Origin of the sequence: Marinobacterium sp. xm-d-564, assembly GCF_013283345.1 — a bacterium.
Lineage (GTDB): Bacteria > Pseudomonadota > Gammaproteobacteria > Pseudomonadales > Balneatricaceae > Marinobacterium_E.
Genome location: NZ_WBYO01000004.1, coordinates 129,528 through 154,107 on the forward strand (window position 1 = coordinate 129,528; position 24,580 = coordinate 154,107).

Genomic DNA, 24,580 nt, shown 5'->3' on the forward strand with positions numbered 1-24,580 from the left:
TCGCGCTCCTCATTCGAGGTGTTTTTGTGGTGGCTCCATTGGTCCTCCCGCAATGATAAACCGTGAACCTGGTCAGGCCCGGAAGGGAGCAGCCACAGCGGTCGACTCATGTGCCGGGATGTGGCTGGTGGGGCCATCTCCATTTCTGGTAAAAATTCCCGCTGTTTGACTCTCCCTCACCAACGATAAATGTTAGTATCGGGTTAAAATTTTCCGACCACTGAGGATAGGATGAGTTATCAGGTTTTAGCCCGTAAATGGCGTCCCCGTCGTTTCGTTGAAACGGTAGGGCAGGAGCACGTTCTAAAAGCGCTTGTGAATGCGCTCGACGAGAACCGGTTGCACCACGCCTATCTGTTTACCGGCACGCGAGGTGTGGGTAAAACCTCCATTGCACGTCTGTTTGCTAAAGCGCTGAACTGCCAAGAGGGCGTCAGCTCGGAGCCATGTGGTCGTTGTAGCTCCTGTATCGAAATTGCTGAAGGTCGATTTGTTGATCTTATCGAGGTCGATGCGGCTTCACGTACCAAAGTGGAAGATACCCGTGAGCTGTTAGAGAACGTGCAATATGCACCAACTCAAGGTCGCTACAAAGTCTACCTAATAGACGAGGTACACATGTTGTCGACCTCGTCATTCAATGCCTTGTTGAAGACGTTGGAAGAGCCACCACCGCACGTTAAATTCCTACTGGCGACAACCGATCCACAGAAACTGCCAGTGACCATTTTGAGTCGTTGTCTTCAGTTCAACCTGAAGAACATGGCGCCAGAGAAGATCGTCTCTCACCTTCAGTTTGTACTGGGCGAAGAGTCCATCCCCTTTGATGACGCTTCACTCTGGCTGATTGCGCGTTCTGCGGATGGGTCTATGCGTGATGCGCTGTCGTTGACCGATCAGGCCATTGCGTTTGGCTCTGGTGCGCTGCGTGAAGGTGATGTGCGTGCTATGTTGGGTACCATTGATCATCGCTTGGTGTTTGATCTACTGGATGCGATTGTGGCCGGTGACGGTAAAGCAACGATCGATCGAGTAGCAGCCATGGCTGAGTTTTCGCCCGATTTTGCTGGTGTATTAGCTGAGATGATCTCGATTCTGCATCGAGTAGCCTTGGCTCAAGTGGTGCCTGCTGCGATCGATAATAGCTTAGGGGATCAGGCTCAGATTCAAGCGCTTGCTGGCAAGGTGCGTGCAGAAGAGATACAGCTCTACTACCAAATCGCATTAACAGGCCGTCGTGATCTGCCGATGTCACCGAACCCTCGTGAAGCATTAGAGATGTGCTTGTTACGTATGTTGGCCTTCCGTCCTGTCGATCAGCGTCCTATCGATGCGCCACCCGTTAAGCCGTCTGAGATCTCTAGGCCTGTTGAAAATGAGCCTGCTGTCAGTGAGCCGGAACCACAGCCAGCGATCGAAACGCCAGTTGTTGAAAAGCCGCTAGAGACTCAAGCGACGCTAGCGCAGCCAGAGTCTGCTCCAGTGAATGATCCCCCGCCATGGGAGGATATTCCCGCTGAGGCCTATGCAGATCAGGAGCCAACGGCAAAAAAGTTTGAAGCGGACTCGATGGAGGCCGTATCGGCTCCGTTGGAGTCCGCTAGGGTTGAGCCATCTGAACCATTTAAGCCAGCTGAGCCCATGGATAAACTCATGGATGAGCCGGCTATTGACCCTGTTGAATCTAACGACAGTGCGATTGATCTGTTTGGCGAAGAGACGCCACTAGCCACTTACGATAAGCCGGATGAGCAACCAGTAGTTGAAGAGGTTAAGCCAGTAGAGGCAGTTGAGCCGGTTGAGCAGAAAGAACAGGCTAAAAAAACGCTAGAAAAATCAATTACGCTCTCCAATTTTGCGCTTGAAGATTGGGTGCATTTGATTGCCCAACTGGATCTAACCGGTATGACCGAGAGCTTGGCTAAGGCGATGTCCCTTGAGACACTTCAGGGGAACCGTATGGTGTTGCACTATACGGCTGAGCAGGAAGCGCTCTTCAATGATCAGCACAAACAACGTATTGCTGATGCGATTACCGCCTTTTTCCAAGAGCCGATGTCGGTTGATTTTCAGCTGGCTGAACAGACTCGTGAAACGCCGGTGAACTACCGTATTCGCCGTGCTGAAGAGCGACGCATAGCGGCGGTAAGGCATTTGAAACAAGATCCCAATGTGGAACGATTAATTGAGATGTTCGATGGACAGTTAGATGAACTCTCCGTTGAGCCTTTAGAGATAGAGTGAGGTCATAGTTATGATGAAAGGTGGAATGGGCAACCTAATGAAGCAGGCCCAAAAGATGCAAGAGGACATGCAGAAAGCGCAAGAGGAGATCGCTCGCGCTGAAGTGACGGGTGAAGCGGGTGCAGGTCTTGTCAGCATCGTTATGAACGGTCGTCACGACGTAAAACGTGTCAGCATCGATGACTCTTTGATGGAAGAGGATAAAGAGATTCTAGAAGATCTTATCGCTGCAGCGGTTAATGATGCGGTGCGTAAGGTTGAAACCACCAGCCAAGAGCAGATGTCGAAAATCACCCAAGGTATGGGTATGCCACCTGGCTTTAAGATGCCGTTTTAATTATGTCGTTAACCCCTAAGCTAGAATCGCTAATCAGCGCACTGCGTCGCCTACCGGGAGTGGGCCCTAAGACGGCTCAGCGTATGGCGTTGCACCTGTTAGAGCGTGATCGCGATGCTGCCATCCAGATCAGTGGTGCGCTGGCTGATGCTGCTCAGAATATTGGTGAGTGTGAACAATGCCACTCGCTCTCTGAGCAGGCCGTCTGCGATATCTGCAGTAATGCAGCGCGTGATCGTAAAACCTTGTGTGTTTTGGAATCACCGATTGATCTGATGGCGATCGAGCAGACGGGGGGCTACGCAGGCCTCTATTTTGTATTGGGCGGGCACCTGTCGCCGATCGATGGAGTAGGGCCGGAAGATTTGAAAATCGATCAGCTTTTGGATCGAGTCTACCAGGGCGAGATTAACGAACTGGTGTTGGCCACCAATCCAACGGTAGAGGGTGAAGCGACCGCTCACTACATTGCCGAACAGCTTCGCGATGTTGATGTCAGTATCAGTCGTATTGCTCACGGGGTGCCTGTAGGTGGCGAGCTTGAGTACGTAGATGGCGGTACTCTGGCGCATGCGCTGGCCGGTCGCCGCCAGATGGAGCGATAAGTTGATAGATTTTAGCGGTCACGACTTTGCCAAGCTGAGACAAGCGGCCAAAAACCCAATCTGGATCGATACCGAAGAGCAGTTGGCTCACTACTGTCAGCAGTGGTTAGAGGTGCCGTTGATTACCTTGGATACTGAGTTCATTCGTACCTCCACCTTCTACGCAAAGCCAGGCCTGATTCAAGTCGCTGATCAGCACAGTGTTTATCTGATTGATCCACTGCCTATAAAACGCTGGCGCCCATTCAGAGAGCTGCTAGAAGCGCCTCAGGTCTTAAAGGTTCTGCACGCTTGTGGAGAAGATGTTGAGTTGTTTAAACATCGCTATAAAGCGGCACCCTCACCGATGTTTGATACCCAAGTCGCGGCCGCTTTTTGTGGTTGGGGTTTCAGTATGGGACTTCAGCGTCTTGTTAAACATGCGCTGGATATCGATCTGGATAAGGGTGAAACCAAGTCCGACTGGCTACAACGCCCGCTAACTGATAATCAGACACTCTATGCGGCACTGGATGTCTGCTACCTAGCCGAAATCGTTCAGATGCAGTTTAAAGAGCTTGAGAAGTTGGGGCGCACCGAGTGGGTCAAAGAGGAGTGCGAAGAGCTAGTTGCCAGTGTCATTGCTAACGAAGCGAATATTGATGACTACTATCGACGTTTCTCACAGCTCTGGAATATTCCGACGCGTAAGTTAGCGGCTCTGCGAGACCTGACCATTTGGCGTGAACGCACCAGCCGTTTGAGGGATAAAGCCCGCAATCGCATCTTGTCTAACCATCAGATTATCGATGTGATTCAGCAGTGGCCCAATAAGCGCGACGATTTGAGAAAAATTGAAGGGTTGCGTTCAGGCAACGTCTGGGATTTTGGTAACGATATTATTCGCTGCCTGAAAAATGCCGATAAGTCAGCCCAAGATAACCCGCCAGAGCCGATTGAGCAGCCGCTGAAGTTCAAGTTTCATGCTCACCTTAAAGCCTTGCGTGCAGTTGGTGCCAAAGCGGCGGAGCAACACAATGTGGCGCCGGAGCTGATGCTGAGAAAACGAGATATTGAAGCGTTGATTCGCACAGGTGTTGAGACGGGTCATTATGAATTGCCAGATAGCCTATGTGGATGGCGTAAACCTTTGATTGGTCAGGCTCTGCTTGATCAGCTAGCAGAATTAAACGAGTCAAACTGATGTTAATTTGTTCTATTTATAAAAGCTCAAAAAAAGATGAGATGTATCTCTACGTTGATAAGCGTGAAGGCTTAGAGCGTGTTCCGGATGCCCTTATCGAGATCTTTGGTACTCCTGTTCACTCTATGGATATGCCATTAACTGCCGAACGTAAATTGGCGCGCGCCGATACCGCAAAAGTGCTTGAAAGCATCCGTGACCAAGGTTTTTACCTGCAGATGCCGCCTCCTAAAGAGGGCTATATGCTCGATATCCACATGGATCGTCCAGAGACAGGCGTCCGCTAATGTCAGAGGTGTTTTGGCGCAGTAAATCACTGGAACAGATGACCCACGACGAGTGGGAGTCTCTCTGTGACGGCTGTGCCCTCTGTTGTCTGCACAAACTAGAGGATGAGGATACAGAAGAGGTCTACTACACCACCGTCGTCTGTCACCTTCTGAATACCGATAACTGCCAGTGCACGGATTATCCTAACCGATCCACTCGCCAGCCCAGTTGTGTCAAATTGCATCCAAAAGATGTCGAAGAGTTCCACTGGCTTCCGCAAAGTTGTGCCTACCGCCTGATCTATGAGGGGCATGAGCTTCCACAATGGCATCCGTTGGTCAGCGGTGATCAGCGCAGTGTCATCGAAGCTAACGCTTCTGTCTTGAGCTACTACGAAGTCAAAGATAACGAAATCACAGAAGATGAGTTCATCGATTACGTGATTGAGCCTGAATAATCTTCTTTTGCATGATCAATAAATCCTTAAATTTTGGTTTAAATGATTATGATTCTCATTTAGAATTGTTATATAGGTTTAAGGATATTCATTGTGTCTCAAATTCAATGTGCCAATCTCTGGCAGATGCAACGGGGTATTCAAAGTGTTATTGAAGGGTTTACCCCCGCTTTGGATGCTGCTGTGAAAGCGCGTTTGGAGGAGCTGGGGTTCCATCAAGGCGCTCGCGTTTTATGTACTCAAGCACCTCGTTTGGGCGCTCCTAAATTGTATAAAGTGGGTAACGCAGTCTACTCACTTGAAAAGACAATCGCAGAGTGTGTGATTGCACATCCGGTCACGTCTGAATAATGAAACAACTACTACTGGTCGGAAGCCCCAACTCGGGAAAATCGATGCTGTTCAATCGTCTTACCGGTATGAATCAGCGTGTGGCAAACTTTCCTGGAATTACAGTCGATACCTCAACAGGGCCAGCGGTCGGTCGATCAGACTTATTAGTAGTCGATTTTCCTGGCGCTTACTCTTTAACCCCTCTTTCGGGCGAAGAGCAAGTTGCTGTAGATGCCTTCTATAAATTGTTGGACGTTCCTGTCGGTCACATAGAAGCCGTTGTCTGTGTTGTCGATGCGACCCGCATGGAAAAAGGTCTGGTATTTGCGTTGCAGGTTAGGGAGGCCTGTCGACGTGCTGGTCATCCAGTGATGATTGTGACCAATATGCATGATGTTCTTGAGCGTCATAATCAGAGCGTTGATGCTGAAGGGCTGTCGCAACGCTTGGATATGCCGGTCATTCCGATCTCTGCAAAGAGCGGTGTAGGCGTCGATCAAATCATTACACGCTCAGGGCAGGGGATAGAGGTTCCAAAGAGCGAGCTAAAAGAGGATCTGATTGCGTTTGACGCATCTGTGTTCCGAAATCTAGCGGAATCGTTGGCGAATGAGTTTGGTCCCAAAGGGGACTACCTGCTTCTGGTTCATAACCGAGCGGATCAATTCTTCCTCAGTACCCTGACGGGTGGTCTGAGTTTTCTGTTGATCATGTTTTTACTCTTCCAAGCGATATTCAGTTGGGCCGCTCCTTTGATGGATGGCGTAGAGTCACTGATTGGACTCACGGCAGACTCTGTGTTGCCTCTGATACCAAGCGGTATGCTGCATGACTTTGTTAAAGATGCTCTATTTGGCGGGCTGGGTGCTTTTTTGGTGTTTGTACCTCAGATTTTTATTCTGACGTTGATCGTCGGTTTTATGGAAGATTCAGGGTACCTTGCTAGGGCCGCTGTCATCTGTCACAGACCGCTTCGCGCTTTTGGTCTAACTGGTAAAAGTTTTGTCCCAATGTTATCGGGTGTCGCCTGTGCTATCCCAGGCATCTATGCAGCACGAACCATAGAGTCACCAAGACGTCGCTGGTTAACCTACTTTGCCATTCCGCTTATGCCTTGTTCGGCTCGACTACCTGTCTATGGGCTTCTTATTGTCGCGTTTATTCCCAATGAGTCACTTCTAGGTGGTGCAGTAGGGTTGCAAGGTCTGGCCATGTTGGCGATCTATCTATTCGGAATCGTTATGGCCTTGTTGATCGTGTCGTTACTCTCTAGAGTAAAGGCAGGTAAGGGGAGTGATCTCCCATTTGTTCTCGAGATGCCTCCCTATCGTCTACCGGGTGCTAAAACCTTAGGCCAGTTGGCCTGGTCACGCAGTGGTGATTTTGTGAAACGTGCAGGCCCCGTGATCTTCTGGGTCAGTGTTGTGGTCTGGGTGTTAGGCTACTTCCCTAATCAGGGAGCTAATTTGGGTGAATCCTGGTTGGGGGCTATTGGTAAATTCATAGCGCCTATCTTTGAACCCATCGGCCTTGATTGGAAGTACGGTGTTGCCATTATCGCGTCGTTCCTAGCGCGTGAGGTCTTTGTCGGCACACTGGGTACTCTCTATGGTATTGAAGGTGCTGAGGAGGAGTTTACATCCTTGGCTCAACAGATTCAGGATTCGGGCATCTCTTTGGCTTCTGGAGTCGCTCTGTTTGTCTTTTTCGCCATTGCTGCGCAGTGTGTCTCAACACTAGCAACGTTGCGCAGGGAGAGCGGTAGCTGGTCGCTGCCGGCCGGTCTGTTTGTGGGGTATGGTGTTTTGGCTTACAGCTTGGCTTTTGTGGCTTTTACTCTGATAGTTGGCGATTAGAGACTGGATTGTTTCCTGGACAGTGAATGACTACATCATTTTGAATTAAAAGATTGGCGAACTGATCATCGGGGCAGTCATTCGTAAACAGTCTTGATATGTCCTTAATGTGCCCTAGTTTCACCATGGGTGTTCTGCCAAATTTGGAGTTATCGCTACAAAGGAGTACCTCTGAGGCATTTGCTATAATGGCTTGTGACACTCTGACCTCCCTGAGGTCGTAATCAAGCAGGGTGCCATCTGGTTGAATACCGCTGATGCCTATGATTGCGTACTCCATCTGAAAGGTGTTTATGAGGTCTGTCGCTGGAGAGCCGACAATGCCACCATCACTGTTTCGAACTTCGCCACCTGCAACAATGACTGTGAAGTCACTCTTAGAGGATAAGGTAACAGCGACATTCAAGTTGTTGGTCACTACGGTCAGATTTTGTTTGCTCAACAGGGCTTCGGCGACTGCCTCTGTTGTGGTGCCGATATTGATAAATAGGGATGCGCCATCGGGGATATAATCAGCAACGAGTTTTGCAATAGTTTGTTTAGCGTCCGAATTAACACTTTTACGAGTTTTATAAGAGCTGTTTGTTGTGCTGTTTTCAACCGCACCAACACCACCATGATAACGTTTTACGCGCCCCTCCGTTTCCAATTGAGTGACATCACGTCTTATAGTTTGGGGCGTCACTTCAAGTGATGAAGTGAGTTCATCTATAGTCACAAAACCACTTTCAGCGATCTTATCGAGTATGAATTCAAACCTGCGATGTTGGCGCATCTAACATTCCGTAATTAACTTTTTTATTATCATAGTCATATATCAGACTTATAGCTATTGGGCTTTTTTACACTCCATCTGCTGCAAGGTAAGCATTAAGTTTGGCTTTGTTCTCTGTATCGATTCTTAAGCCAAGCTTCGTTCTTCGCCAAAGGATATCTTCAACAGTTTTTGCCCATTCATTATCCTGTAACCAGTTAACCTCTAATTCATAAAGGTTATAGCCAAAATGCTGCCCCAGCTCTTCAATATTTGTTGTCTTACCAAGTATATTGAAAGTGTCTGTTCCATAGGTTCTTAGCATTCGTTTTGCCCAACGGTTGTCTAGGAATGGGTATTTCATCTGAATCTTACTAAGCAGATTGTCACTATCTGTTAGTTCATAGTCTCCACCAGGAAGAGGGATACCCGCTGTCCATGCTCTACCCATTTGGGGATGAAATTTTTCAATCTCTCTCAAAGCGGACTCGGCAAGTTTTCGATAAGTGGTAATCTTTCCACCAAACACATTGAGTGCTGCTGCTCGTCCGTTGACAGAATCTACCTTTAGAACATAGTCCCTAGTTGCCTCAGTGGCTGAGGAGGCATTGTCATCGTAAAGGGGACGAACGCCAGAGTAGGTCCAGACAACATCAGAATCTTTTAGTGGTTTCTCAAAGTACTCAGAGGCAGCTTTCAAAAGATATTCTTGTTCTTCTGGAGTACAGTAAGCTTTTTCGGCTGGACCTTCGTGATCCACATCAGTTGTGCCAATTAAAGTGAAGTCATCTTCATAGGGGATAGCAAAAATGATCCGGTTATCACTCTGTTGGAAGATATAGGCGCGATCGTGATCATAAAGTTTCTTCACAACGATATGACTTCCGCGAACTAGCCTGACGCCATGTTTTGAGTTCAGGTGAAGACTGTTATTAAGGACATCTGCTACCCAAGGACCAGCGCAGTTGATAACCGTTTTCGCCTGAACTTTCATTTCTTCATTGGTGATTAAATCTCTGACGGTTACCCGCCATAAACCATCCACTCTTTCTGCGGACTCAACACGTGTCCTAGTGTGAATTTTGGCGCCACGATCCTCTGCGTCTCTTGCATTGAGGACTACTAGACGAGCGTCATCAACCCAGCAATCGGAATACTCAAACCCTTTCTTAAGTGACTTTTTAAGAGGGATACCTGTTTTGTCTTCTGCAAAATTAAGAGTTTTAGTGGCAGGTAAAATTTTTCTGCCCCCTAGATGATCATAGATAAACAGTCCTACTCTTAATAGCCAACTTGGACGAAGCCCTTTGTGGTGCGGTAAAACGAAGCGAAGTGGCCAGCTTATGTGCGGCATGGCTTTTAGTAAACGCTCTCTTTCGATAAGTGCCTCGCGAACCAGTCTGAACTCATAATATTCAAGGTAGCGTAATCCGCCATGAAACAACTTAGTTGAGCCTGAGGAGGTTGCTTGAGCAAGATCACCCATCTCGAAAAGAGAGACAGTTAATCCTCTACCAGCTGCATCACGTGCTATGCCACAACCGTTTATGCCACCACCTATAATAACCAGGTCTTTTACATCATTATGTTGTATTTCGTTCATTTGTGTTGTTTTCTTCGTTCGTTTATATTCGTATTAGGTGAAAGCTAACAAAAAGAAAATTTAAGTCAATAAAAATTTTCTCTTGACTTCGTTTGCTTTCGTTTGCGAGTATCGACTCTAACGAATGATTTCTAGATCACTTCGTTGATAAAAATAATGAAGATGGAGAAAGACCATGAAGAAAAAGCTAGCCTTGGCTGTCGCGTTTGCTTCGGCAACAATCACAAGCGCTGCTTATGCAGACATCAACGCTGCTAAGAAGTGGGTTGATAGTGAGTTTCAACCCTCCGCACTCACTAAAGAGCAACAAATCGAAGAGATGCAGTGGTTCATTAATGCTGCGAAACCATTCGCTGGAATGGAAATCAATGTGCTCTCAGAAACTATCCCTACACATACCTACGAGTCTACGGTTCTCGCAAAAGCCTTTGAAGAGATTACGGGTATTAAGGTAAATCACCAATTACTGGGTGAAGGGGAGGTTGTTCAGGCCGTTCAGACTCAAATGCAGACTAAGCGCAATCTTTACGATGCCTATGTGAACGACTCAGATTTAATTGGTACTCACTCTCGTCTTCAGTTAGCTCATAGCTTGACTGATTTCATGAACGGTCCCGCCAAAGACATCACTAACCCTAATCTTGATCTAGACGATTTCATGGGTCTTGAGTTTACGACTGGTGCAGATGGCGAAGTATACCAACTGCCAAGTCAGCAGTTTGTTAACCTTTACTGGTTCCGTAAAGACTGGTTTGACCGCGAAGATCTCCAAAAACAGTTCAAAGATATCTATGGCTATGATCTAGGTGTGCCTGTTAACTGGTCCGCTTATGAGGACATTGCTGAGTTCTTCTCCGTTCACGTCAAAGAGATCGATGGAACTCCAATCTACGGCCATATGGATTACGGTAAACGTGCCCCCGACCTTGGTTGGCGTATGACGGATGCCTGGTTATCTATGGCAGGTGCAGGTTCTGCTGGTCAACCAAACGGGCGTCCTATTGATGAATGGGGTATCCGTATGGAAGAGGGTAGTTGTAATCCAGCTGGTGCTAGTGTTTCTCGTGGTGGTGCCGCAAACGGTCCAGCTGCAGTTTACGCTATTCGTAAGTGGGATGAATGGCTACGTAAATATGCTCCTCCAGGTGCCGCATCTTATGACTTCTACCAATCACTTCCTGCACTGAGCCAAGGTAATGTTGCTCAACAGATTTTCTGGTACAGCGCGTTTACGGCTGACATGGTTAAATCTCAAGCCGAGGGCAATAATACGGTTGATGCTGAAGGAACACCATTGTGGCGTATGGCTCCAAGCCCCCATGGCCCATACTGGCAAGAAGGTCAGAAGGTCGGTTACCAAGATGTTGGTTCTTGGACCATCCTAAAATCGACACCTGAAGATCGTGCTAAAGCGGCTTGGTTGTACGCTCAGTTTGTGACTTCAAAAACAGTTGATGTGAAAAAGTCTCACGTAGGTCTTACCTTCATTCGTGACTCTTCTATTAATCACGAATCATTCACAGAGCGAGCTCCAAAACTGGGTGGTCTAGTTGAGTTCTATCGTTCGCCAGATCGTAATATGTGGTCTCCAACCGGTGTCAACGTTCCTGACTATCCTAAGCTTGCTCAAATTTGGTGGCAGCAGATTGGTGACGTGAACTCAGGCGCATTCACACCTCAAGAAGCTATGGATCGTCTAGCTCAAGAGATGGACATCACCATGGCTCGCATGGAGCGTGCAGACAAAGGTGCAAACGTTTACGGCGGTTGTGGTCCTCGTCTGAACGAAGAGAAGGATCCATCTTACTGGTTGGGTCGTGAAGGTGGTCCTAAGGCTAAACTTGCTAATGAGAAGCCTCAGGGTCAAACCGTTAATTATGATGAGCTAGTGAAAAGCTGGACTAACTAACGGTTAAAACGGGGGGGCCTTAGGCCCTCTCGATTTCTTTCCCAGAGAGATTTCCATGAATTTAGAATTAAAAGATGTTGCAAAGCGCGTCGGCGCCGAAATGCATATACACGAGACAAATCTCGTTCTTGAACCTGGTGAGTTTAATGTTTTACTTGGTGCGACAAATGCCGGTAAAACAACCCTTATGAAACTGATGGCAGGACTGGATTCGCCAACGGCTGGTTCGGTTTTGTACGGCGGTGTAGATGTTACGAAAACACCACCTCAGAAGAGAAGCATCAGTTTTGTGCATCAGTTCTTTATTAATTATCCCCATTTAAGTGTAAGAGATAACATTATTTCGCCGCTTAAATTATCAAAAATGTCTGATGCGGAGATTAATAAACGACTGGAAGCTACCGTTGATCTGCTTCGTTTAGGACCTATGTTAGATCGGAAGCCTCATGAGCTTTCAGGTGGCCAACAGCAACGTTGTGCGTTGGCTAGAGCCCTTATTAAAGACTCTACAGCTGTATTTCTTGATGAACCACTTGCTAACTTAGATTATAAGTTGCGCGAAGAGTTGCGTGCAGAGTTGCCCAGTATTTTTGCTGATCGTGGTTCAATTGTTGTTTACGCAACTTCTGAACCTGCTGAAGCTTTGATGTTAGGTGGTCATACTGCCGCTCTTAATGAAGGTCATATTGCGCAGTTTGGTGCCACCTCTGATGTTTATCGTACGCCAGTCAATCTGACTGCTGCAGAAGTATTTTCCGATCCTCCTTTAAATACAATCAGTGTTAAAAAGTATGATGGTTGCATTCATTTGAGTGAAACTTTGAGTTGGCCAGCAGAGGGCCCCGCTCAACATATGCCTGATGGAAACTATACACTGGGTGTTCGTCCTCATTTTGTTAAGCCGACTGGACATGGAGATAGTGCAATTGAGTTAAACGGTCGTATTCAGGTAACTGAGCTATCCGGTTCAGAAAGCGTCGCTCATTTTTCCATGGGGGGTGGCACTTGGGTCTCGCAAGCGAATGGACTGCACCCATTTAAGGTGGGAGAACACCACCATTTTTATCTTGATAGCAGTAAATGCTTCTACTTTGATTCCCACGGACAAGCGGTTAGGTAGTAACAATGGCTAAAATAAAACTCGATAATATAAGACACTCCTACTACCCCAATCCATCGTCTGATGATGATTTTGCCTTGAAACGGGTTCACTTTGATTGGGATGATGGCGGTGCCTACGCGCTGCTGGGCCCCTCTGGGTGTGGTAAAACGACCTTGCTAAATATCATTTCGGGTCTTTTAGAACCAAGCCACGGCAAGTTGCTTTTTGATGATAATGAAGTTACGAGCCTCTCTCCATCGGAGCGTAATATTGCTCAAGTGTTTCAGTTTCCCGTGATCTACGACACGATGACGGTTTACGATAACCTGGCTTTTCCATTGAGAAATCGTGGGGTCGATGAAGCTAGGATTGATGTAAAAGTCAGAGAGATCTCATCCATGTTGGAGATCGATGATCTTTTACAAACTAAAGCGGCAGGGCTTTCCCCAGATAACAAGCAAAAAATCTCCCTAGGTCGAGGTCTGGTGCGAGAGGATGTTAACGTGATCATGTTTGATGAACCGTTGACCGTTATTGATCCACATTTGAAGTGGAAGCTTCGCTCGAAGCTGAAAGAGCTGCACCAGAAGGTCAAAACAACAATGATCTATGTGACGCATGATCAGACAGAGGCGCTCACATTTGCGGATCAGGTTGTAGTGATGAACTTCGGTCAGGTACTGCAGGTTGGCACTCCAGATGCGCTTTTTGAAAGACCTGAACATACCTTTGTTGGTCATTTTATTGGTTCGCCAGGTATGAATGTATTGCCTGTTGAAATAGTTGACGGTCAAGTATCCCTTGGTGGCCACTTCCTTGAAGTAAGCAGTCCTATTGTTGAAGCTGAAGGTAAATCTTTAGAGATAGGTGTGCGTCCCGAGTTTGTGCGAATCGCCGAGCAAGGCATACCAGCAACGGTAGTCAATGTTATGGATGTTGGGCGTCATAAGGTCTTACAAACGTTAGTAGGCTCACAAAAGGTCTTCGCAGTTTTAAATGAGGATCAGCCTGTTCCTGAAGGGAGCACTTACCTTACTTTCGATAAGCCGCAAACTCGTCTTTACAAAGATGGGTGGTTGGTAGATCTAACCTATGAGTACGAGGTTTTATAACAATGAAAACCGAAAACCCTAGAGCTTGGCTCCTCGTTTTACCTGTTATTTTATTGGTGGCTTTTAACGCACTAATACCACTGATGACAGTAGTGAATTACTCCGTTCAAGAGACGTTTGGTAATAATGTCTTTTTTTGGCAGGGCGTAGATTGGTTTGAACAGGTTCTGCATTCAGAACGCTTCCATGATGCCTTGGGGAGACAGTTCCTCTTCACAGGTATTATCCTCGCGGTCGAAATTCCTCTCGGTGTTGCAATAGCCTTGGCGATGCCTAGAAAGGGAATATGGGTTCCTATTTGCTTGATCTTAATGTCTCTGCCACTCCTTATTCCATGGAATGTTGTTGGCGCAATGTGGAACATATTTACTCTTCCAGATATTGGTCTAATGGGCTACGGATTAAACTGGCTTGGTATTGATTACAACATGACACAGAGCCCATTGGCTGCTTGGGTCACGCTGATAGTTATGGATGTTTGGCATTGGACTTCGTTGGTTGTTCTGCTCTCTTATGCAGGTCTTGTCTCCATTCCTGATGCTTACTATCAAGCAGCTGAGATTGATGGGGCCTCCAAATGGTCTGTGTTTAGATACATTCAATTGCCCAAGATGAAGCAGGTTTTGATGATTGCGATACTGTTACGGTTTATGGATAGCTTCATGATCTATACAGAACCCTTTGTATTGACCGGTGGAGGCCCTGGTAATTCCACAACTCTGTTGTCTATCGACCTAGTTAAAGTAGCGCTTGGTCAGTTTGACTTAGGACCAGCAGCGGCTATGTCACTCATATACTTCGCGATCACTCTACTGGTGAGTTGGGTGTTCTACACAATAATGAATAAAGATGTGAAGGAATAAGGGGGCGATATGAAACTAAAAAGCTTAGCGCCGATTTTGTACATAATCTTTTTGATGCTTCCTATCTATTGGTTGCTTTCAATGAGTTTTAAAACAACTAATGAGATTTTGAGTGGTTTCTCTTTTTTTCCACAAGAGTGGACGCTTGAAAACTACGCTGTCATCTTTAATGATCCGACATGGTATTGGGGTTACATAAACTCTACTACCTACGTGCTGATCAATACGGTTATCTCTTTGTGTGTAGCCCTTCCGGCGGCATACGCATTCAGTCGCTACCGTTTTATGGGTGATAAGCATCTATTCTTTTGGTTGCTGACTAACCGAATGGCACCGCCGGCAGTATTTGCCTTGCCATTCTTTCAGTTGTACTCAGCCGTTGGTTTATTTGATACTCATATTGCTGTGGCTTTAGCCCACTGTCTTTTCAATATCCCGCTTGCTGTGTGGATCTTGGAGGGTTTCATGAAAAGTATCCCTAAAGAGCTAGATGAAACTGCTTATGTTGATGGATACTCTTTCCCGCGATTCTTTGTGACAATTTTCATGCCAAATATCAAAGCAGGTATTGGAGTAGCAGCCTTCTTCTGTTTCATGTTTTCTTGGGTCGAACTGTTGTTAGCAAAAACGTTAACCTCTATCGATGCTAAGCCGATCGCAGCAACAATGACCAAAACTGCATCGAGTGCTGGATATGAGCTAGGTCTGTTGGCGGCAGCTGGGTGTTTGACCATTATCCCAGGGGCGATTGTGGTCTACTTCGTTAGAAATCATATAGCGAAAGGTTTCGCTATGGGGAGGGTGTAATGTTTAGTTGGATGGCTTGGACGTTACCAACGGCTCTGGTATTTGTTTTTATCTTCTCTTGCATTGGTGTTCTGGCATTCCTAGAAGTGAAATATCCTGGGGGAGCTGAGCGCACAGGTGTATTTGGCATTACAACCACCCGAGGTGACCGTCTGTTTATCTCGATCTTGGGTACAGTGTTTATTATGCTTGGTTGGTTGGGATTGATGGGTACACCTTTGTGGGGTGGTTTAACTCTATCAATAATATGGGCTGTATTCGTTTTTAGGAAAGTCTAGTGGAAAATTACGTTCTCTCAATAGACCAAGGAACCACATCCTCAAGAGCAATTTTATTTAATAAAGATCTTAAAATTGTTTCTACTGGTCAGCAGGAATTTACTCAGTATTTCCCTAAATCAGGGTGGGTAGAGCATGATCCTGAAGAGATATGGTCCACGACTGCCGGAGTGTGTCGTCAAGCCATTGAGATGGGTGGTATAGATAGCTCCAGTATAAGAGCGATTGGCATAACAAATCAGCGTGAAACAGTCGTTGTTTGGAATAAACAGACAGGCAAAGCAATCTATAACGCGATTGTTTGGCAAGATAGAAGAACGGGTGATTTTTGCAACGAGTTGAAGTCAAAAGGCTATGAGCAGACTTTTATAGAGAAAACAGGGCTATTACTTGATCCCTATTTTTCTGGCACAAAACTCGCTTGGATATTGGATAATGTTGAGGGTGCTCGCGCCTCGGCGGAATCCGGTGAATTGTTGTTTGGTACAGTGGATTGTTATCTCATTTGGCGGCTAACGGGTGGTGTAGTTCATGCCACTGACGCTACTAATGCGTCCAGAACATTGATCTACAATATCCATCAAGGCATTTGGGATGAAGAGCTATTGTCTCTTCTAAATATACCTTCATGCATGCTGCCAGAGGTTAAAAACTGTGCAGATGATTTTGGTAAAACGCGCGAAGATCTGTTTGGTGGAAACGCCATTCCGATTTGTGGCGTTGCGGGTGATCAACAAGCTGCAGCGATAGGCCAAGCGTGTTTTAAACCAGGTATGCTTAAATCTACCTATGGCACCGGATGTTTTGCTCTCCTTAATACAGGGGAGCATTGTGTTAAGTCCGAACACCGTCTTCTCAGTACTATTGCTTATCAGCTTGATGGAAAGCCAACCTATGCTCTAGAGGGCTCTATATTCATTGCTGGTGCAGTCGTCCAGTGGTTGCGCGATGGTTTGAAGATCATTCGCGATGCTAAAGATACTGAAGCACTTGCAAGCGAGGCTAAGCCAGAGAATCGTGTCTATCTTGTTCCTGCTTTTACGGGGCTTGGAGCACCGTATTGGGATACGGAGTGTCGTGGCGCCATTTTTGGTCTTACTCGTGATACTGGCTTTGCTGATCTGGCTAGAGCCGCGCTTCGATCGGTTGCCTACCAAACTCGCGACCTATCCGACGCCATGCGATCAGACTGGCTAAGTTCTGGTGGAACAAATGTTGAGTCAGTTTTGCGAATCGACGGGGGGATGGTTGCTAACGACTGGATGGCTCAATCCCTTTCGGATATTTTGCAAGCTCCTGTCGATCGACCCGAAATTATTGAGACAACGGCGTTAGGTGCCGCTTGGCTGGCAGGTATGCATGTTGGTTTTTATCCTGACCAAGAGGGTTTTGCAAAAACCTGGGCACTGAATCACCATTTTGAGCCGCTTATGACCGTTGATGATGCCAATGAGCGTTATGCTGGTTGGCGTGACTCGGTTGCAAGACTTCTCATCAAACCTGATAACTTCTGATGTTCCTTTAAAGACACAAGCTCTTTTTAGCCAATTAGTCTTGCCGGTGTATCTAACGCCGGTTTTTTTTATGGCACTTCAGATCCTTTTGCTGCGGTCAGAAGCTCAAACCAGGTCTCTCGATCAAGCTCAACATGATTGACCTGATGCAGCGCCTTTATTCGATCTAGATTGTTTGTGCCAACAACAGGAAGAATATTGGCAGGGTGCACTCTTAACCAGGCCAGTGCGATATGTTCACGCTGGCACTGTTGGCTCTGCTCGATTCTGTTTAGTAAGCCCTCAAGCTCTGAATTTAGTGGTTGGTTAAACAGTTGGCCGCCAGCCAGTGGTGACCAGGCCATCGGCAGTAGCTGATCGAGTTGCATCGCTTCCAGCGTTCCATCCCAGAGTGAACTCTGTTCAAAGAGATTGATCTCAATTTGATTGGTGATCAGTCGATTCGTCATTTTCGACTGCAGTAGTTTCCACTGCCACACTGAAAAGTTAGAGACCCCTACGGTTCTGACCAAGCCTTCTTTAATGAGATCGTCCAGTGCCTCTCCGGTCTCTTCGGCATCCATCAAAGGATCGGGTCTATGAATTAAGAGGGTGTCTAGGTAGTCGGTATGTAAGTTCTTCAGACTTTGCTTAACCTGCTGAAATAGGTATTCACGCGAGGTGTCGTAATATTTAACTCGTCGCTCTGGGTAGTGATCAGAGATTAGTGCTATACCACATTTGCTAATCAGCTCCATCTGGCCTCTTAGGGATGGATTGGCTTTCAGCACGTCGCCAAAGAGTTGCTCACACTGATAGTCACCATAGATATCTGCATGGTCAAAGGTCGTTATTCCCTGATCCAAACAGGCTTGGATTTTGGCTTCGGTACTTGAAGTGGTTGGCTTGGACTCTACGAGTCTCCAGACACCATAAGCCAGTTCGCTAAATGTTAGATCGGAATGAAGAGTTTTGATTCGTTTCAATCTAGAGCCCCGATTTTTAAATTTTTTACCAGTCTAAAGATTGTCAATTTGAGGTTCAATATAGCAATCAAATAGCCAAAAAAAAGAGCGCCGAAGCGCTCTTTCTCAGTGTGTCGGTAATCTTAGGATTACTGACCCATCTGCTGCTTGATAAGGTCACCGATAGTCGTTGGACCAGCAGTTTCAACTTCAGCGTTCTGTACGGCTTTAAGAGCAGCTTTCTCTTCAGCTTGATCTTTCGCACGGATAGAGAAGGTGATAACGCGGTTGCGACGATCAACACCTACAATCTTACCTTCAACGCTGTCGCCAACGTTTAGAGCAGTTGTAGCGTCTTCGATGCGCTCTGCAGCGATGTCAGATGCTTTAAGAACAGCTTCGATACCTTCAGCAAGTTCAACAGTAGCAGCACGTGGCTCAACTGCTGTAACAGTACCAGTAACGATTGCGCCTTTCTCGTGGCCCGCTAGGAACTCAGAGAATGGATCGCTTTCTAGCTGTTTAACGCCAAGAGAGATACGCTCTTTCTCTGCGTCAATAGACAGGATAACTGCTTCAACTTCGTCGCCTTTCTTGTAGTCGCGAAGTGCAGCTTCAGCATCAGCTTCCCAAGTGATGTCTGACATGTGTACTAGGCCGTCTAGATCGTTGTCTAGACCAACGAAGATACCGAAGTCAGTGATCGTCTTGATTGTGCCAGATACTTTATCGCCAGCAGCGTACTGCTCAGAGAATGCAGCCCATGGGTTAGTTGTACACTGTTTGATACCCAATGAGATACGACGACGCTCTTCATCAACGTCTAGAACCATAACTTCTACAGCATCACCAACCTGAACGATTTTAGATGGGTGGATGTTTTTGTTAGTCCAAGACATTTCAGAAACGTGTACTAGACCTTCTACGCCATCTTCTAGAGATGCGAAACAGCCGTAATCAGTTAGGTTAGTAACCTTACCTGATACACGAGTACCTGCTGGGTAACGGTTCTTGATCGCTTCCCATGGATCTTCAGATAGCTGCTTAAGACCTAGAGAGATACGACCGCTCTCTTTGTCGAATTTGATGATCTTAACGTCGATCTCATCACCTGGAGTTAGCATTTCGCTTGGGTGAGAGATACGTTTCCACGCCATGTCAGTGATGTGTAGAAGACCGTCAACGCCGCCAAGGTCGATGAACGCACCGTAGTTAGTAAGGTTCTTAACGTAACCTTTAACTGCTTGGCCTTCTTCAAGATCAGCAAGGATCTCATCACGCTGTGCGCTGTTAGCTTCTTGAAGAACTGCGCGGCGAGAAACAACAACGTTGTTACGCTTCTGATCAAGTTTGATCAGTTTGAATTCAAGTTCTTTGCCTTCTAGGTGATCAACGTCACGTACTGGGCGAACGTCTACCAATGAACCTGGTAGGAAGCCTTGGATGTTGTTGACGTTTACAGTGAAACCACCTTTAACTTTGCCAGAGATGTAACCTTTTACGATCTCTTCCGCTTCAAACTTAGTCTGAAGAACTTCCCATGCTTCTGCACGTTTCGCTTTCTCGCGAGAAAGTTTAGTTTCACCGAAACCGTCTTCTACAGCTTCTAGTGCAACTTTAACGTCATCACCAATGTTGATTTCAAGTTCGTTCGCATCGTTAAGGAACTGAGAGCGTGGAATAACCGCTTCAGACTTAAGACCAGCGTTAACAGTTACCCAATCAGCATCGATATCAACAACAGTACCAGTTACTAGGGTACCTGGAGTCATCGCAAGTTCTTGGAGGGATTCTTCAAACAGTTCAGCAAAGCTTTCGCTCATGAAAGTGTCCTATTTTGGGTGCCAGGGGATGGCACACTAGCCTATGACATCAGCTTCATAGGGTCGGTTCATCGTCATCTCCGATGACTTGCTAAGCTGATGGATGCAAGCTGACGGAGTTATAAAGAGGGCGAAATTATACAGGAGTGTCAGCGGTGTGCAAAGCGGAATTGGTGTTTTTTTGAGCAGTCTCAGCCGGCTAGCCGAGACTGATCCTCTTGAAAGAACATCTCGATCATATCGATGCTCAGCTCACTGGCTTCGCGAAGCACGGCTTCACTGTCGGGATCAGTGATCTCTTCACCGGGTGCTGTCTCTGTCAGTAGCTCATCAAGCGTCTTAATAGGTTGTTCACCCTTTGCCATGCGACGCTGATTCTCTAGATCGACTTGAGCCTGCTCCATCTGATCGCGTTGGGCTTTTAACTGCTCCTCATTAAGCGGTAGCCATTGCATCGATTTCTGCTCATTGATCAAGGCGATGGTGTCACGCATGTGCTGAAAATCAGGATCAGTTTGCGTTCTTTGAGTATGGCGGTTTTGCAGCTCAGGAACCCAACGATCGAGTGATGAGTAGCTGCCATAACGAACAGGCCTTACTTTGTCCCAAGGTAGGGCAAAGTCGAGAGCGCTTTCACCGATTTCGCTCTGATCAAACATCGATGGAAACTCGATATCCGGAGCTACCCCTTGGTGCTGAGTACTCTCACCAGAGATACGATAGAACTTTGCGGTTGTGAATTTTAGCTGCCCATGACGCAGTGGTTGAAGAGTCTGCACAGTCCCTTTACCGAATGTGCGACTGCCAACGACCAGCCCTCGGCGGTAATCTTGTATGGCACCGGCGAAGATCTCCGAAGCCGATGCACTGAGTCGATCAATCACAACGGTCAAGGGTCCAGTCCAAGTGGTCTCTGGGTTGTAGTCGCCCAGCACATCGACCCGACCTTCAAGATCACGAATCTGCACGGTTGGACCACGGCTAATAAATAGACCCACCAGTTCATTGGCCTCTCGCAGTGAGCCACCTCCGTTTTCGCGTAGATCAACAACCAGAGCATCAACGCCCTGTTGCTTGAGGTCTTCAATCAGTACCGCTACATCACGAGTCGTGCTGCGGTAATCCTTGTCCCCTTTTCTAAGGGCAGCAAAATCGATGTAGAAGGTTGGGATGTCGATGATGCCAACTTTATAGATGTTGCCGTCACGCTCAACCTCCATGATCCGAGACTTGGCCGCTTGCTCTTCAAGCTTTACACGCTGTCGCTCTAATTTGACGATCTTGCGTGTGCTCTTGTCAGCCGAAGTGGATGGGATGATCTCTAAGCGTACGATGGATCCTTTAGGTCCACGGATCCTGTCAACGACATCATCCAAGCGCATACCCACCACATCTTCGATCTCACCATCCATGTCTTGTCCGACACCCACGATCAGGTCGGCAGGTTTCAGCTGGCCGCTCTTATCGGCCGGGCCCGCCGGTACAAGACTTACGATCTTGGTGAATTCATCTTCGCTCTGCAGGACAGCGCCGATCCCTTCAAGTGATAGACTCATGTTGATCTCAAAGTTCTCTGAGGTCGCGGGTGAAAAATAGGCGGTATGCGGGTCGTAAAGACGTGCCAAGGCATTAGCATATGATTGAAAAATATCTTCGCTATTGGTCTGCAGTGCACGATTAAGTTGCGATTCGTAACGTTTGATCAGTGTCTCTTTAGCTTCAGAAACACTCTTGTCAGAAAGTTTTAGATTTAACACGGCGCTTTTAAGACGCAGTGACCAGTATTGATCCTGTTCGCCTTTCGATTGAAACCAAGGTTTCTCTTCACGACTGATCGGAAGTCTGTCGTCTAGAGTGAAATCAAATGTTTGGTCCGATTTTAGAGCGTCGATCATCTGCTCTGTGCGCTCCTGAAAACGGGTCAAAAAGCGTTCGTAGGCGGCAAATGCAAAGGTTAGATTGCCGGAGCGCATGTCGTCGTCCAGAGTGCGCTTGAAGTGAGCTAAAGAGTCGATATCGCTCTGCAGTAGGTAGCTTCTTGTTGGGTCGATAGTTTCAAAGAAGTTGTTGAAGAGCTTCTCAGAGAGTTCATCGTCGACGGCCTGTTCACGGTAGTGGTGAGATTCCAATCCCGCGACCAGCGACTGAATGGCATTCGAGTGGACGGCTTCAGGCTTAAGAGAGGCCTGTGCTCCTGTCGCTATCGATAATGATAAAACCAAAAAGAGCTGTAAAGCTCGCATCCCAACACTCCAAAATCGCAATAAAAGTAAAAATCTAATAGAGAGCAGTTTAGGCCAGCTCTCCTCATGATGTAAAATAACTTTCTTTTACTACGCGGGAGTGGTTGCGGTGGTTTTGCGAATTGCGGGTTTAGCGATTTTTTCTTTGATGTTGGCCGGTTGTGATAGCGCCTCTGACCGTGACGAGATCGAAGATAAAGAGGCGTTTCGAAAAGAGCTAATAGAGAAGGCACTGAATGACGATACTCGCAAAGCAGGGGAGGCTTTCCTAGCTGAAAATCGTCAAAAGCCGGGTGTGATTGTTCGTAAGTCGGGACTGCAGTACCGTGTCATTTCCGAAGGACAGGGCAAGCAGCCAGAGTACGACAGTGTTGTACTGGTTGAATATGAAGGTCGCCGTGTCGATGGCGGTGTCTTCGATAAGACCGAAGCCGGAAAGCCGATCAAATTCCCGCTCAATCAGGTGATTAAAGGTTGGCGAGAAGGCTTGGGGTTAATGAAAGAGGGGGCTCAGTATGAGCTCTACATTCCTGCTGACTTGGCCTACGGCGCGCGCAGTCCCAGTCGTGAAATTCCACCCAATTCAGCTTTGATATTTGATGTTAGGTTAATAGAAGTACTCGAGAAGGGTGCGGAGAAACAGTAATGGAACAAGAGCGTTTTAACCAAGATCTACTGACCTTTTTAGCAGATAGTCCAACCCCTTTTCATGCCACGCAGCAGATGGCAGATCGCTTAAGTCATGCTGGCTTCAAAGAGCTGTTGGAACACGAAGCCTGGAATCCTGTCACTGGCGAGAGTTACTTTATTCGTCGTAACGGTTCATCGATCATCGCTTGGCGTCATACCGGCAACTTTGATGCAGGATTTAGAATGGTGGGCGCTCATACCGACTCACCCTGTCTTCGCGTCAAGCCGACGCCAGAGCTATACCGACAAAACTATCTGCAGCTTGGCGTTGAAGTCTATGGCGGAGCGCTGTTGAACCCCTGGTTTGATCGCGACTTGTCATTGGCTGGTCGAGTGACCTATCGCCAAACCGATGGCTCTTTAGACAGCTCGCTAATCGATTTTAAAGAGGCGATCGCGACGATTCCAAGTCTTGCGATTCACCTAGACCGCGAGGCCAATAAAGATCGAACGGTTAACCCACAACTTCACCTCCCTGTACTGCTAGGCCAGGCGGAACAGAAGCATGATTTCAGAGCCTTATTGAAATCTAAATTGCTTGAACAGGGGGTGACAGAGGTCCAGGAGGTTCTAGATTACGAACTCTCTTTCTACGATGTTCAAACGCCTGCAATGGTGGGATTGAACAGAGAGTTTATCGCCTCAGCTCGCTTGGATAATCTGTTGAGCTGTTTCATCGGTTTGCAGTCTCTACTCGACAGTGATGGTCAGCAGGCCGCTGTTTTGGTCTGTACCGACCACGAAGAGGTAGGCAGTGCGAGTGCCTGCGGTGCTCAAGGCCCAATGTTGGCCCAGTGGCTAGAGCGACTCTTACCGAACAACGAAGAGCGTAACCGTGTGATTAGCCACTCCATGATGATCTCCGCCGATAATGCCCACGCTGTGCACCCTAACTATGCCGATAAACATGACGAGAATCATGGTCCGCTGATTAATGCAGGACCGGTCATCAAAATTAACTCTAATCAGCGCTACGCCACCAACAGTGAAACCAGTGCAACCTTCCGCGCCATTGCGCAGGATGTAAACGTGCCAGTACAGAGCTTTGTGGTTCGATCTGATATGGGGTGTGGCAGCACGATTGGTCCGATTACCGCATCGGAAGTCGGTATTCGTACTGTGGATATCGGCTGCCCGCAATTTGGTATGCACTCAATTCGTGAGTTATGCGGCAGTCAGGATGCACACTCACTCTATCTGATTCTGCAACACTACTACGATAAAGCCAGAGTGTAAGAGGGTTTAGACGTGTTACAAACGGTTCAAGAGCTGAATGATTTTTTAACAAACCACTTTCCGCAAGGTGAAGGCTTTGGTGCCGTTGAAGAGGCGGGAGATGGTTGGGTATTGATGCGATTAACGGTTGAAGATAGTCATTTGCGTCCAGGTGGTACGGTCTCAGGTCCAACCATGATGGGGATGGCGGATGTGGCCATCTGGTCTGCGTTGCAAACTAAGATTGGCCCATCGCCGATGACCGTGACCGGTAACCTAAACATCAACTTCTTAAGTAAGCCTAAGCCCGTTGATATGTTGGCACGTGCACGTGTACTTCGCGTTGGTCGAAGAAACGGGGTTGGTTAGTGTTACATCTACTCGGGTGATGAAGATTCGATGGTGGCGCACGTTACAGCAACCTATTCGATACCGGCA

The 24,580-nt window shown here is 47.3% G+C and carries 23 protein-coding genes and 1 other RNA gene; 19 read left to right on the forward strand and 5 right to left on the reverse strand.

Features of this window, described 5'->3' with window-relative positions; translation table 11 throughout:
• Positions 1-36: 36 nt before the first annotated feature.
• The 9 genes from ffs (at position 37) to XMD564_RS06295 (ending at position 7,285) form a co-directional block, all read left to right on the forward strand.
• An RNA gene (gene ffs / locus XMD564_RS06255) (signal recognition particle sRNA small type) lies at positions 37-133 on the forward strand.
• A 98-nt stretch (positions 134-231) separates the two neighbouring features.
• Positions 232-2,244: a DNA polymerase III subunit gamma/tau gene (dnaX, locus tag XMD564_RS06260; protein ID WP_173481361.1), complete on the forward strand. Its 2,013-nt coding sequence runs from the start codon at positions 232-234 to the stop codon at positions 2,242-2,244.
• Between the two features lie 10 nt (positions 2,245-2,254).
• Complete coding sequence (locus XMD564_RS06265; protein ID WP_173481360.1) at positions 2,255-2,581, forward strand: YbaB/EbfC family nucleoid-associated protein; 327 nt, start codon at positions 2,255-2,257, stop codon at positions 2,579-2,581.
• A gap of 2 nt (positions 2,582-2,583) precedes the next feature.
• A complete protein-coding gene (recR, locus tag XMD564_RS06270; RefSeq protein WP_173481359.1) occupies positions 2,584-3,186 on the forward strand; it encodes a recombination mediator RecR in 603 nt (200 codons plus the stop codon).
• Positions 3,134-4,369, forward strand: a complete 1,236-nt coding sequence (gene rnd, locus XMD564_RS06275; protein WP_254445593.1) for a ribonuclease D — start codon at positions 3,134-3,136, stop codon at positions 4,367-4,369. Before recR ends, rnd begins: the two co-directional genes overlap by 53 nt.
• Entirely contained in the window at positions 4,369-4,656 is a 288-nt protein-coding gene (locus XMD564_RS06280; protein ID WP_173507997.1) for a YcgL domain-containing protein, read from the forward strand. Before rnd ends, XMD564_RS06280 begins: the two co-directional genes overlap by 1 nt.
• The gene (locus XMD564_RS06285; RefSeq protein WP_173483100.1) at positions 4,656-5,096 is read left to right on the forward strand and encodes a YcgN family cysteine cluster protein; all 441 of its coding nucleotides are present in this window, start codon (positions 4,656-4,658) and stop codon (positions 5,094-5,096) included. The genes XMD564_RS06280 and XMD564_RS06285 overlap by 1 nt, the downstream gene beginning before the upstream one ends.
• A 93-nt stretch (positions 5,097-5,189) precedes the next feature.
• Positions 5,190-5,447, forward strand: a complete 258-nt coding sequence (locus tag XMD564_RS06290; RefSeq protein ID WP_217364281.1) for a FeoA family protein — start codon at positions 5,190-5,192, stop codon at positions 5,445-5,447.
• Positions 5,447-7,285, forward strand: coding sequence for a ferrous iron transporter B (locus XMD564_RS06295; protein ID WP_173488725.1), 1,839 nt, complete (start codon positions 5,447-5,449; stop codon positions 7,283-7,285). The genes XMD564_RS06290 and XMD564_RS06295 overlap by 1 nt, the downstream gene beginning before the upstream one ends.
• Here XMD564_RS06295 and XMD564_RS06300 read toward each other — a convergent pair.
• Positions 7,263-8,060 carry a DeoR/GlpR family DNA-binding transcription regulator gene (locus tag XMD564_RS06300; protein WP_173484619.1) on the reverse strand — a complete coding sequence of 266 codons (798 nt, stop codon included), beginning with the start codon at positions 8,058-8,060 and terminating at the stop codon, positions 7,263-7,265. The two genes, XMD564_RS06295 and XMD564_RS06300, sit on opposite strands and share 23 nt — an antisense overlap.
• A gap of 67 nt (positions 8,061-8,127) precedes the next feature.
• Positions 8,128-9,642 (reverse strand): glycerol-3-phosphate dehydrogenase, encoded by a 1,515-nt coding sequence (gene glpD / locus XMD564_RS06305; RefSeq protein WP_173506323.1) that lies wholly within the window; start codon positions 9,640-9,642, stop codon positions 8,128-8,130.
• Between the two features lie 175 nt (positions 9,643-9,817).
• On the opposite strand from glpD, the gene XMD564_RS06310 reads away from it, so the two are divergent.
• Genes XMD564_RS06310 through glpK form a run of 7 tightly spaced genes read left to right on the forward strand, consistent with a single transcriptional unit; the run spans position 9,818 to position 17,227 of the window.
• Positions 9,818-11,551, forward strand: coding sequence for an ABC transporter substrate-binding protein (locus XMD564_RS06310; protein ID WP_173481353.1), 1,734 nt, complete (start codon positions 9,818-9,820; stop codon positions 11,549-11,551).
• 55 nt (positions 11,552-11,606) lie between these two features.
• Positions 11,607-12,671, forward strand: coding sequence for an ABC transporter ATP-binding protein (locus tag XMD564_RS06315; protein ID WP_173481352.1), 1,065 nt, complete (start codon positions 11,607-11,609; stop codon positions 12,669-12,671).
• A gap of 5 nt (positions 12,672-12,676) precedes the next feature.
• On the forward strand, positions 12,677-13,765 hold the full coding sequence (locus tag XMD564_RS06320; RefSeq protein ID WP_173481351.1) for an ABC transporter ATP-binding protein: 1,089 nt from the start codon (positions 12,677-12,679) through the stop codon (positions 13,763-13,765).
• Positions 13,766-13,767: 2 nt separating this feature from the next.
• Positions 13,768-14,628 (forward strand): carbohydrate ABC transporter permease, encoded by an 861-nt coding sequence (locus tag XMD564_RS06325; RefSeq protein WP_173484623.1) that lies wholly within the window; start codon positions 13,768-13,770, stop codon positions 14,626-14,628.
• 9 nt (positions 14,629-14,637) lie between these two features.
• Complete coding sequence (locus tag XMD564_RS06330; RefSeq protein WP_173484624.1) at positions 14,638-15,435, forward strand: carbohydrate ABC transporter permease; 798 nt, start codon at positions 14,638-14,640, stop codon at positions 15,433-15,435.
• On the forward strand, positions 15,435-15,713 hold the full coding sequence (locus XMD564_RS06335; protein ID WP_173481348.1) for a DUF2160 domain-containing protein: 279 nt from the start codon (positions 15,435-15,437) through the stop codon (positions 15,711-15,713). The genes XMD564_RS06330 and XMD564_RS06335 overlap by 1 nt, the downstream gene beginning before the upstream one ends.
• Positions 15,713-17,227, forward strand: coding sequence for a glycerol kinase GlpK (gene glpK / locus XMD564_RS06340; RefSeq protein WP_173481347.1), 1,515 nt, complete (start codon positions 15,713-15,715; stop codon positions 17,225-17,227). Before XMD564_RS06335 ends, glpK begins: the two co-directional genes overlap by 1 nt.
• A 68-nt stretch (positions 17,228-17,295) precedes the next feature.
• Here glpK and XMD564_RS06345 read toward each other — a convergent pair whose 3' ends face one another.
• The 3 genes from XMD564_RS06345 to XMD564_RS06355 all read right to left on the reverse strand — a co-directional run bounded on the left by XMD564_RS06345 (position 17,296) and on the right by XMD564_RS06355 (position 22,237).
• Positions 17,296-18,192, reverse strand: a complete 897-nt coding sequence (locus XMD564_RS06345) for an aldo/keto reductase family oxidoreductase (RefSeq protein WP_173507998.1) — start codon at positions 18,190-18,192, stop codon at positions 17,296-17,298.
• A 128-nt stretch (positions 18,193-18,320) separates the two neighbouring features.
• Complete coding sequence (rpsA, locus tag XMD564_RS06350) at positions 18,321-19,994, reverse strand: 30S ribosomal protein S1 (RefSeq protein WP_173481345.1); 1,674 nt, start codon at positions 19,992-19,994, stop codon at positions 18,321-18,323.
• Positions 19,995-20,185: 191 nt separating this feature from the next.
• Positions 20,186-22,237, reverse strand: a complete 2,052-nt coding sequence (locus XMD564_RS06355) for a carboxy terminal-processing peptidase (protein WP_173507999.1) — start codon at positions 22,235-22,237, stop codon at positions 20,186-20,188.
• A 109-nt stretch (positions 22,238-22,346) separates the two neighbouring features.
• On the opposite strand from XMD564_RS06355, the gene XMD564_RS06360 reads away from it, so the two are divergent.
• The 3 genes from XMD564_RS06360 to XMD564_RS11395 are packed head-to-tail and all read left to right on the forward strand — an operon-like array spanning position 22,347 to position 24,511.
• Positions 22,347-22,883: an FKBP-type peptidyl-prolyl cis-trans isomerase gene (locus XMD564_RS06360; protein WP_371731459.1), complete on the forward strand. Its 537-nt coding sequence runs from the start codon at positions 22,347-22,349 to the stop codon at positions 22,881-22,883.
• Positions 22,883-24,163: a M18 family aminopeptidase gene (locus XMD564_RS06365; RefSeq protein WP_173508000.1), complete on the forward strand. Its 1,281-nt coding sequence runs from the start codon at positions 22,883-22,885 to the stop codon at positions 24,161-24,163. Before XMD564_RS06360 ends, XMD564_RS06365 begins: the two co-directional genes overlap by 1 nt.
• A 12-nt stretch (positions 24,164-24,175) precedes the next feature.
• Positions 24,176-24,511, forward strand: coding sequence for a PaaI family thioesterase (locus tag XMD564_RS11395; RefSeq protein WP_371740254.1), 336 nt, complete (start codon positions 24,176-24,178; stop codon positions 24,509-24,511).
• Positions 24,512-24,580: the final 69 nt, after the last annotated feature.